Origin of the sequence: Synechococcus sp. CBW1002, from assembly GCF_015840915.1 — a bacterium.
Classification (GTDB): Bacteria; Cyanobacteriota; Cyanobacteriia; order PCC-6307; family Cyanobiaceae; genus CBW1002.
The window spans coordinates 643,696-655,016 of sequence record NZ_CP060398.1; the positions used below are offsets into that span (position 1 = coordinate 643,696).

At 58.9% G+C, this 11,321-nt stretch carries 1 protein-coding gene; it reads left to right on the forward strand.

The window, feature by feature from the left end:
- Positions 1 to 306 precede the first annotated feature (306 nt).
- Positions 307 to 11,226, forward strand: coding sequence for a YDG domain-containing protein (locus H8F24_RS03085; protein ID WP_197170917.1), 10,920 nt, complete (start codon positions 307 to 309; stop codon positions 11,224 to 11,226).
- The last annotated feature ends 95 nt before the right edge of the window (positions 11,227 to 11,321 follow it).

The window sequence follows — 11,321 nt, forward strand, 5'->3', positions numbered from 1 at the left end:
ATTGGACAGGCAGAGCCCGGCGGGGCATGGGTCATCCGCGATACCAGGGCTTCTGGCGCGGGCATTCCCGACAGCCATGGTAGCGATTGCTACTCAAGGGCAGACAATCGCAGAGCCTGCTGTTAGAAGAAGATGGATAGTTTCGGACGTGCTCAACGCGAGCGTGCTCTAAAATTGAGCTCATAAGTCAAGTTTTTCCATCCTATGCTGAACTCATTGGCAATAGGCCTGACGAGTCGCGGCAACCTTTACGGCCTCAGTGGGGGCTTTGGCGCCTCGCGGCATCAACGACAGCCACCTCCCCCCATGACGGCAAAGCCTCAATTCCGCCTGTGGGCGTTGGGCCTCGGGGCCGGCCTGGGCCTCACGGGGCTGCTCCTGGGCGCTGGTCGTGCGGCGGCGGAGGTGAAGGGAGCGGCAGGAGCGAGGAGCCTGGGCACGGTGGTGAATGGGGTCAGGGACGGCAGCTGTGAAGCCGGCCTGTGCGGCGTGAGTGGCGGAACGGGGGCAGGGCGCAATCTGTTTCATCGCTTCGGTGCGTTCGATACGCGCGGCGGCATCACGGGAGTGCGGATTGAGTCGGGTGGATATAGCAATGTCATGGTAGGGGTGATTAATTCTCTGGGCAGCTTTATTGATAAGCCGGTTTCACTGAGCAGCAAAGGAAATCTGTTCTGGCTGTCTCCTGGCGGGATCACGATCAGTGGCTCCGGCGGATTCCAGAATGTGCAGCATCTCAATCTCAGTACCGCCACGGCTCTGCGGATTGGATCTGGCCTGTTTGATGTGCTGGGAACAACGCCGGCCCAGGCGGCCCTGCTCAGTGGTGAACCGCTGCGGGGCCGCTCTGGCCTGGTGACGGACTCGGCCAGTCTGGCGGCGCTGGGGTTGAGTAGCAATGGCGATCTGAGCCTCGCTGGCGGCACGCTCACGGTGGATCAGAGCCTGCTGATGGATGCCCAGGGCGGCAATGTGATTCTGCAGGCGGCGCGTCTGCTGGTGAGTGGCGGCGAGATCGAGGTGGCCGGCCGTGATGTGAGCATCAGCTCCAGTGAGCTGAACGTGAGCAGCGCCGATGGCGTGGGCGGGCGGATTGCGGTGGAAGGAGAGGTGGTGAGTGTTCGCGATAGCCGCATCGATTCGAGCGGAGCCACCGGTGGCGGAACCGTGGTGCTGGCGGCGGTGGGAGATCTGACGCTGGAGAACACCGATGTGCTCGCCACTGGCGGCGACGGCGACGGCGGTGAAGTGGCGAGCGAGCCAGAGAGCGCTGGCGATGGTGCCGGAAACGATCCGGCCACGATTGTTGCGGCCGCAGAGGAGGAAGAGGCGTCGGCCAGTGAGGCCGGCAGCGATGGATCCGAGACCGGTGGAACAGAGACCGGTGGAACAGAGACCGGTGGATCAGAGACCGGTGGATCCGAGGCCGCGGCGGATGGTGCCAGCGAGACAGGTCTCGAGACATCTGATGCGGATAGCACGGACGCCCCGGAAGCAGGACCAGATGTCGCCAGCGAGGGATCGGCAGCCTCAGCCTCGGAACCGTCATCCGAGGCGATGCCTGAGGCCAGCAGCGATGCAGCCTGGCCATCCGGTGCTGTAATCGTGGCTGAAGCCGGATCAGGCGACTCCGGACCAGCTGATGCGGGTTCGAGTGATCCAGCACCGTCCGCCCCGGTGGGTGTGGCCGCCGCCGCCGCCTCGACACCGCCGCCAGCGGTAGCTGATGGGATCCCGGCTAAGGCGGTGCTGGCCGATGGGGGACGGATTGAGCTGAAGGGGCAGCGGGTCTTGATCAGCGGCGGCATGATCAATGCCTCCGGCAGTGGCTCTGCGGAAGGCAGCACCGATGGCGGTAGCGGCACGGTGGTGGAGAACAGCGGCACGAGCGGCAGCTGGAGCTTTGCGCCGCAGACCGGCACCACAGACCTGAACGCAGCGCTGGCGGAACCACCACCGGACGCCGTGACTGTGGTGGAAGCTCCGCTGCTGGAGGCTGCGGTGCTCGAGCCCCTGGCCAGTCAGGTCTCCGCTGAGGACATGTCCACGGTGCAAGCTCCCCTCGTGACGGAGGATGTGATCGCGTCCCTGAGCAATGACGTTTCTGCTCTGGATGTGACAGCCGTTACGGCTGAAGCGCCGGCTGCCGCCCTCCTGGCCCCATCGACCCCGTTGGTGTCACCAACAACACCATCGACGACAGCTCAGGTTCCACCGGCCAGTGGCCGGGGGGGGCAGGTCACGATTGCCGGTGGCACGGTGCTTCAAAGTGGCGCCATTCGGGCCAGCGGCAGCAGCGGCGGCAGTGTGGTGCTGACTGCCGCTGAGACGTTGATGAGCTCGGCGGAAGTGCGTGCCACCGGTTCGGCGGGCAACGGTGGTGTGATCCAGCTGGAGGCGGGCGGCAACGTGATCCAGTCGGCTGCGTCCGTCTTGCAGGCCAGCGGCACGGAACTCGGAGGCAGCATCACGGTGTCAGCGGGAAGGAACCTGTTCAGCTCCGGCACCTATGAGGCGATCGGCACGGGCGAGCAGGCCCAGGGCGGCAGCATCGAGATCAGTGGGACCACAATCCAGCTGCAGGGCGCCAGTGCCGATGCCAGCGGTGACGGTGGCGGCGGTTCGATCCAGGTGGGGGGAGGATTCCGGGGAGCGGCGCTGCCGAGCGGAGCCGCGAATGCCCGATCCACCACGGTCACCTTCTCCACAACATTGAACGCAGATGCAACCGGCCAAGGTGATGGCGGAACGGTGATTGTCTGGTCGGATGATACGACGCGTTTCTATGGCTCCGTATCGGCCAAGGGCGGACTACAGGGCGGTGATGGCGGCCTGCTGGAGGTGTCCGGCAAGGAACTGCTGACCTTTGGTGGAACGGCCGATGCGTCAGCGCCAAAGGGTAAGGCAGGCACCCTGCTGCTAGACCCCAAAAATATCATCATTGATGCCTCCGCGACCCCAAAGGAGGGAAGCTATTTGGTCACAGATCTGGTGGATCCGAATCCAGTGAAGTATGGGGGATTTGGACGTGATGTACTGGTGCTGAGCGGTGGAAACATTCTGGCTTTCGACCCTGACGATGATGCAGTCGCTGCCGATGCAGGAGCGGTCTATCTCTTTAATGGCCAAACCGGGGCCTTGCTGTCGACGCTGCATGGTTCTAATCCTGATGATCAGGTGGGAAATTATGGCGCCGTTGAGCTGAGCAATGGTAACTTTGTGGTGCTTAGTCCTGACTGGGATGCCCCATCAGATTCTGGACTGATCTCAGCGGCAGGGGCCGTGACCTGGGGGCATGGGACAACAGGCGTCAGTGGGGCGGTGAGTTCGACCAATTCCTTGGTGGGCTCGAATAGATTTGATTATGTCGGCGAGTATGGCGTGACGCCATTGAGCAATGGTAATTACGTGGTAAACAGTCCTTTCTGGGACGCTCCCTCCGATTCGGGTCTGATCTCAAATGCAGGGGCCGTGACCTGGGGGAATGGAGCAACAGGCATCAGTGGGGCGGTGAGTTCGACCAATTCCTTGGTGGGTTCGAATAGATTTGATTATGTCGGCATGTTTGGCGTGACGCCATTGAGCAATGGAAATTACGTGGTCAATAGTCCATACTGGGACGCTCCCTCCGATTCGGGTCTGATCTCAGATGCAGGGGCCGTGACCTGGGGGAATGGCAGTGTCACGGGAACGCGGACGGTGGGTGTGGTGAGCTCAGAAAATTCACTGGTGGGCTCGAATACGTTTGACTATGTAGGGATTGGTGGCGTGACAGCGTTGAGCAATGGCAACTATGTGGTGAACAGTTACTTTTGGGATGCCCCATCCGATTCTGGGCTGATCTCAGATGCGGGGGCCGTGATCTTGGGGCTGATCTCAGATGCGGGGGCCGTGACCTGGGGGAATGGGAGCGGTGGCACGGTGGGTGAGGTGAGTGCAGGGAATTCACTGGTGGGCTCGAATACGTTTGACTCTGTAGGGACTGGTGGCGTGACAGCATTGAGCAATGGCAACTATGTGGTGAGCAGTCCGAACTGGAACGCTCCCTCCCGTTCGGGTCTGATCTTCGATGCAGGGGCCGTGACCTGGGGGAATGGGGCAACAGGCATCAGTGGGGCGGTGAGTTCTACCAATTCCTTGGTGGGCTCGAATGAATTTGATTATGTCGGCGAGTTTGGCGTGACGCCATTGAGCAATGGTAATTACGTGGTAAATAGTCCATCCTGGAACGCTCCCTCCGATTCGGGTCTGATCTCAGATGCAGGGGCCGTGACCTGGGGGAATGGCAGTGTCACGGGAACGCGTACTGCGGGTGTGGTGAGCTCTGAAAATTCACTGGTGGGCTCTCTTGCTGGGGATCGAGTGGGCCTGGGTGGCGTGACAGCATTGAGCAATGGAAACTATGTGGTGGCTAGTCACGAATGGAATTCCCTCACTGCTTCTAATGTCGGGGCTGTGACATGGGGGAATGGAAGTGTCACAGGAACGCGTACAGCGGGTGTAGTGAGCTCAGGGAATTCACTGGTGGGCTCGAATACGTTTGACTATGTAGGGATTGGTGGCGTGACAGCATTGAGCAATGGCAACTATGTGGTGAACAGTTACTTTTGGGATGCCCCATCCGATTCTGGGCTGATCTCAGATGCGGGGGCCGTGACCTGGGGGAATGGGAGTGGTGGCACGGTGGGTGAGGTGAGTGCAGGGAATTCACTGGTGGGCTCGAATACGTTTGACTCTGTAGGGATTAGTGGCGTGACAGCGTTGAGCAATGGCAACTATGTGGTGAACAGTTACCTTTGGGATGCCCCATCCGATTCTGGGCTGATATCAGATGCGGGGGCCGTGACATGGGGGAATGGGAGTGGTGGCACGGTGGGCGAAGTCAACGATACAAATTCATTGGTAGGCTCTACCACTAATGATCGGATTGGCAGTTTCGGCGTTGTAGAAGTCGGAACCGGTAATTATGTGTTAATAAGCCCAAGCTGGGATGACCCATTTGGTTCTAGCGGGTTGATTACAAATGCTGGTGCTGTGACATGGGGAAGTAGCAGTGGCAGCACGGTGGGCGCGGTGACTGCCGCCAATTCACTGGTGGGCTCTTTTTCATTCGATAGTGTGGGCCAGGGTGGCGTGACAGTCTTGAGCAATGGCAACTTTGTGGTGAGCAGCCCCTTCGTAGATGCCTCATCCACCTCTGGGCTGATCGAAAACGCGGGTGCCGTGACATGGGGGGATGGCAGTGTTGGCTTGTCTGGGCCTGCAACCAGCTTGAACTCGCTCCTCGGTACGCAACCGTACCAAGGCTATGGGACAGTTTGTGGTGAAGGCTGTGAATCACAGATTATTGGGCTTGATGGTGATCGATTTGTTGTTGGCTCACCATCCACAGATTCCGCCACTGCGTTCGGTGTTGGCCTGCTGCAGGTGGCGGAAGGCAACATCCCTTCTGACATGCTCGGCTCTGATCAGATTCTGACCCCAGCGCAGATTGAAGCGATCGCAAACAGCGGAACGGATGTGATCCTGCAAGCAAATAATGACATCACGCTGACTCCAGCATCCGACATCAACATCGACAATCCTGAAGGGATTGGTGGCTCCCTCTCTCTGCAGGCCGGGCGATCCATCGTTCTGAACTCCAGTATTACTACAGACGGCTCAGATGTAAGCTTACTCGCCAACGATCCATTGGCAAATTTTGAATTTCGAGATCCTGGAGAAGCAGAAGTTTGGATGGGCGAAGGCACAACGATCAACGCAGGCACTGGCAATATCGACATCAAACTTTCCCCCTCTAGATATGGAGAAGGTGAATCAGTAGATGCAGATGCGGGCAATGTCACGCTCCAAGCCTTATCCGGCTCAACTGTGCGGATTGACGCTCAAACCGATGCCGGCAACATAATCAGTCTCAACGAACAGATCAGCGCAAGTTTCACCAAGGATGATTATAGTGTCTTTGATTCTATTGTCTTGAACATTGGGGAAGGATCGTTGCTGAATAATGGTGGCGATTATGTTCTGAGCGTTGATGCGGAGTTCGGAGCTCGCTGGCTTGTCTATGCAGCCGAGCCCTCCGAAGAGGTGAATGCTCTTCCACGTGGCTTCAAGCAATACGGCAAGGTCGAAGGCGATAGGACACCGATTGCAGCGGCATCAGGAAATGGAGTGATTTATGGAAATTCACCAATTATCGAAATCAGCCTTGAAGGCTCAGTTTCGAAAACGTATGACGGCACACCTGACTCCACGCTGGAAGGAAGCTCTTATGTTGTGACAGGCATTCTAGATGGTGACAACGTCGACTTCTCGCTCCCTGGTTCGGGTCTGTTCGTGGACTTAGAGGGGCAGGGGGTTAAGAATGTAGGTACAGGGATAAATGTACAAGTCTCTGGACTGGCCATCGTCGACGAAGAGATAAACAAGGTTTTTGGGTATCAGCTCGCGAGTGAAACCATCACTGGTGCCATAGGTGAAATCACGCCAAAGGCTCTCACGGTGACGCTGAGTGCGCAGAGCAAGGAGTATGACGGCACCACAACAGCAGAGCTGGCCAGCGAGGATTACCAGCTGACCGGTTTTGTAGACGGGGAGGGAGGAGACCTGCAGTCCCTGCCGACAGAGGGTCAGTTCAATAGCAAGGATGTGTTGGCGGCAACCCGTGTGTCGGCGGAGTTGACAGCAGAGAACTATCAGGCGTCAGAGGGAACAAGTCTTGATAATTACAGCGTCGATACGAGTGCCGAGGGAGACGGAAGCATCACGCCAAAGGCTCTCACGGTGACGCTGAGTGCGCAGAGCAAGGAGTATGACGGCACCACAACAGCAGAGCTGGCCAGCGAGGATTACCAGCTGACCGGTTTTGTAGACGGGGAGGGAGGAGACCTGCAGTTCCTGCCGACAGAGGGTCAGTTCAATAGCAAGGATGTGTTGGCGGCAAGCCGTGTGTCGGCGGAGTTGACAGCAGAGAACTATCAGGCGTCAGAGGGAACAAGTCTTGATAATTACAGCGTCGATACGAGTGCCGATGGAGACGGAAGCATCACGCCAAAGGCTCTCACGGTGACGCTGAGTGCGCAGAGCAAGGAGTATGACGGCACCACAACAGCAGAGCTGGCCAGCGAGGATTACCAGCTGACCGGTTTTGTAGACGGGGAGGGAGGAGACCTGCAGTCCCTGCCGACAGAGGGTCAGTTCAATAGCAAGGATGTGTTGGCGGCAACCCGTGTGTCGGCGGAGTTGACAGCAGAGAACTATCAGGCGTCAGAGGGAACAAGTCTTGATAATTACAGCGTCGATACGAGTGCCGAGGGAGACGGAAGCATCACGCCAAAGGCTCTTACGGTGACGCTGAGTGCGCAGAGCAAGGAGTATGACGGCACCACAACAGCAGAGCTGGCCAGCGAGGATTACCAGCTGACCGGTTTTGTAGACGGGGAGGGAGGAAACCTGCAGTCCCTGCCGACAGAGGGTCAGTTCGATAGCAAGGATGTGTTGGCGGCAAGCCGTGTGTCGGCGGAGTTGACAGCAGAGAACTATCAGGCGTCAGAGGGAACAAGTCTTGATAATTACAGCGTCGATACCAGTGCCGAGGGAGACGGAAGCATCACGCCAAAGGCTCTCACGGTGACGCTGAGTGCGCAGAGCAAGGAGTATGACGGCACCACAACAGCAGAGCTGGCCAGCGAGGATTACCAGCTGACCGGTTTTGTAGACGGGGAGGGAGGAAACCTGCAGTCCCTGCCGACAGAGGGTCAGTTCGATAGCAAGGATGTGTTGGCGGCAACCCGTGTGTCGGCGGAGTTGACAGCAGAGAACTATCAGGCGTCAGAGGGAACAAGTCTTGATAATTACAGCGTCGATACGAGTGCCGAGGGAGACGGAAGCATCACGCCAAAGGCTCTCACGGTGACGCTGAGTGCGCAGAGCAAGGAGTATGACGGCACCACAACAGCAGAGCTGGCCAGCGAGGATTACCAGCTGACCGGTTTTGTAGACGGGGAGGGAGGAGACCTGCAGTCCCTGCCGACAGAGGGTCAGTTCGATAGCAAGGATGTGTTGGCGGCAAGCCGTGTGTCGGCGGAGTTGACAGCAGAGAACTATCAGGCGTCAGAGGGAACAAGTCTTGATAATTACAGCGTCGATACGAGTGCCGATGGAGACGGAAGCATCACAACTCGCCCACTATCGACTTGGCTTGGCAGCGGAGGTGGCCTTTGGAGTGAATCTACTAATTGGGATGCTCTTCCTACCTTAGGCAACGTAGATTCAGTGCTTATTGGAGAAGGCAGCGGATCGATTGTTTTTGATTCCAGCGCTGGCTTCGTGTCGTTGCAGTCTCTGGATATTGGAGGCGTACTCAGAGTGGAGGGTGGATCACTTGCCGTTTCCGGAGCCACAGAGATATCAGAAAGTGGCTCCTTTAACTTCCTGGGAGGAGCCTTCTCTACCGCTGAATTGCTGAATTCTGGCAGCGTGCGCCTGGCAGCGGCTACCCCTGGAGCAATCAGCTTAATTACAAATACCGGGGGAGACATTGTTGCTGATTCTGGTCTTCAGGTTGCAACCTTGAATCTTCCCGGGGGATCAGTGAGTGGCTCTGGCTCCCTAAACGTGACAGATAGCTACTCACAATCAGGAGGTCTGATCAGCGGCTTTGACACTGTTGCCATTAACCAGACCAGTGGCGAACTAAGCCTGTCCCAGGGTCAGATTCTGTCCCCAGGAGGGTCAATTGCTTTAAATAGCAATTCAGGCTCTTTGCTTTTGGAGAACACTTTACTGGATACCAGTGGCGCCGCCGATGGAGGCCTGACAAGCCTGGATGGCAGGACAATTGATATACTAAACAGCGACATAAATACTTCTGGAGAAAATAACGGAGGAGCGATTGACATTGGCTTACGCTCACTGCCAAGTAATGTGGTAGTTATTGGTTCCAACTTAATCGCTGATCCCCCCGCGATTGGCGGCTCCTTGCGGATCAATGGATCCAGTATCGACATCAGAGGTGGCAGCCGCGGAACCATCCTCAACGTCGTTGGGCTTTCAGGTGGCCTGGTGCAAATCGGATCCTTGGACACGAACGCTCTCAATATTGATGGCGGCGTCACAATTCAGCTTGGTCCAACGGCTTCCAGCGCCTTCCTGACAGGCCCGCGACCTCCTGCCACCTTGTTCAACGACGCCACCATCCAGATCATCGGTGGCACACCGACTCCGACTCCGACTCCGGGGCCTGGACCTACGCCAACCCCCATCCCAGCCCCGGGTCCTACGCCGACCCCACTCCCCACGCCAACGCCACTTCCTGGGCCTGGACCTACGCCAACGCCCATCCCAGCCCCGGGTCCTACGCCGACTCCGCTCCCCACGCCAACACCTGCGTCGAGCCAATCGCCCAACCCCAGTCCAGTGCCGGTCTCGTCGTCACTGCTGGACCAGGTCTTGAGCGTTCAGTCCCTGATTGAGCAGCCGCCCATCACCGATGAGGAGGTGATTCCCTCTCTGGAGGCATCAGCACCGTTGCCGCTGGGGGGAGGGGGTGATGTGACTGTGGAGCAACCGATTCGAATCACCCTGGAGACGAGTTCCTTCCTTTTCACTGACGAACTTGCGGAGATGCCGGGTGTGCTCAGCGATGCCTTGCTGGCAGAGTCGATCCTCGACCTCCGTCCTGACGATGGTCCGGCAAGCGGAGAGCCTGTCACTCAGGAATTGCTCGCGGCACTCCCCTTCGACACCGTGTTTCAGGTGGATCTGGAGGCAGATCTCACGTCAATCGATCTAGAGGGCGATGACTGGCTGGCCCGGGCGGATCTGGAAACGGATGCGTTCAGCCGTTCGTTACTGGAGGCGCAGGCTCTCCGCTCCGCGGATGTAGTGACCTCCACTCTCGATCTGCTCAATGGACTGGGATCTCCCCTGCAACTGGCGGTCTTGCCGATGACGAGTGCCGAGGCAATTCAGGCTTTCCAGATGGGGGAACAGCGCTCCTCCGATGACACTGCCGAGAAGCTCGCCCTAACGGGAGGGCGCCGTGTCACGCCCCTCACAACTGAGGAAGTGCAAAGTGTGCTTCAACGGGTTCAGCGCGCCTCCAATTACGCGCCTTACAAGTTGGGAGCGCTGCGGATGAGTTTCAGCAGCGACGCCGCAGCTGGAAGTCTCAACGGAGAAGGCTTTCTCGACATCACGCTCGTCCCGGCGGAGGGCGAAGTGGTGGGCCGCCGCGTCATGGTGGATACAGGGCAGTTTGGCGAGCGACTGCGGCAGTGGTACGGACAACTGGCCAAACAGAGTCCGATGGACCTAGCCAATCCCTTGGCGCCCGCGCGCCAGCTCTACGACGTTTTGATCCGACCAATGGAACAGGACATCAACGCTCTGGGGCTCACGACGCTTCTGTTATCGGCGGATGCCGGCTTGCAGGCGGTTCCATTTGCGGCCCTGCACGATGGCCAGCAATTTCTGGCGGAACGGATCGGCATTGCGCTGACGCCCTCGATCGGTTTGATGCCACTGGATGTACCGCCGGCGGGGGAGAAGAGTCAACTGCGCACCGGCGCGTCCCGTTTCGACGGGCTGGCACCGCTGCCGCTGGTGCCTCAGGAGCTGGATCAGCTTGCACTCGAGATCCCGGGACGCGCTTTCCTGGATGCAGCTTTCACGCCTGAGCTGTTGCTAGAGAAGGCGGGTGATCCGGCCTTCCAGCAGGTTCATGTGGCGACCCACGCCGAGTTCCTGCCTGGCGGGCCCGCCAAGGCACAGCTTTACTCTGGTGTTGGGCCGATGAGCCTGGCGGAATTCTCCAGCCTGCGCCAGCGGCGCGATGGACAGCCGCTCGACCTGTTCACCCTCAGTGCCTGCCGCACCGCCCTGGGAGACAAGGACAGTGAACTCGGCTTTGCCGGACTGGCCTTGCAGGCGGGCTCCCGCAGTGCGATCGGCACCCTCTGGTACGTGGACGATGTGGCCACATCAGCCCTCTTCGTGCAGTTTTATCGCTACCTCGATGCGGGGATGCCGAAGGCGGAGGCCCTGCAGGCGACCCGCAAGGCGTTCGTCAGCGGCGCGGTGCGTCTTCAGGGGGATGCGGTGATCGGCACTGACGGACGGGCTCTGCTCAGCGGGCTGAGCCAAGCGCAACAGCGACGCGTGGAGAATGGCGTGACGCATCCCTACTTCTGGGGTGGAATGCAGTTGCTCGGCACCCCTTGGTGATCAGCCATGGCCCGCCTTTTCCCGTCTTCCCGCCCATGGGGGATCGCCCTGCTGCTGGCCTGCCCAGTCCTCGCACAGCTAGCCCCGGTGGATTC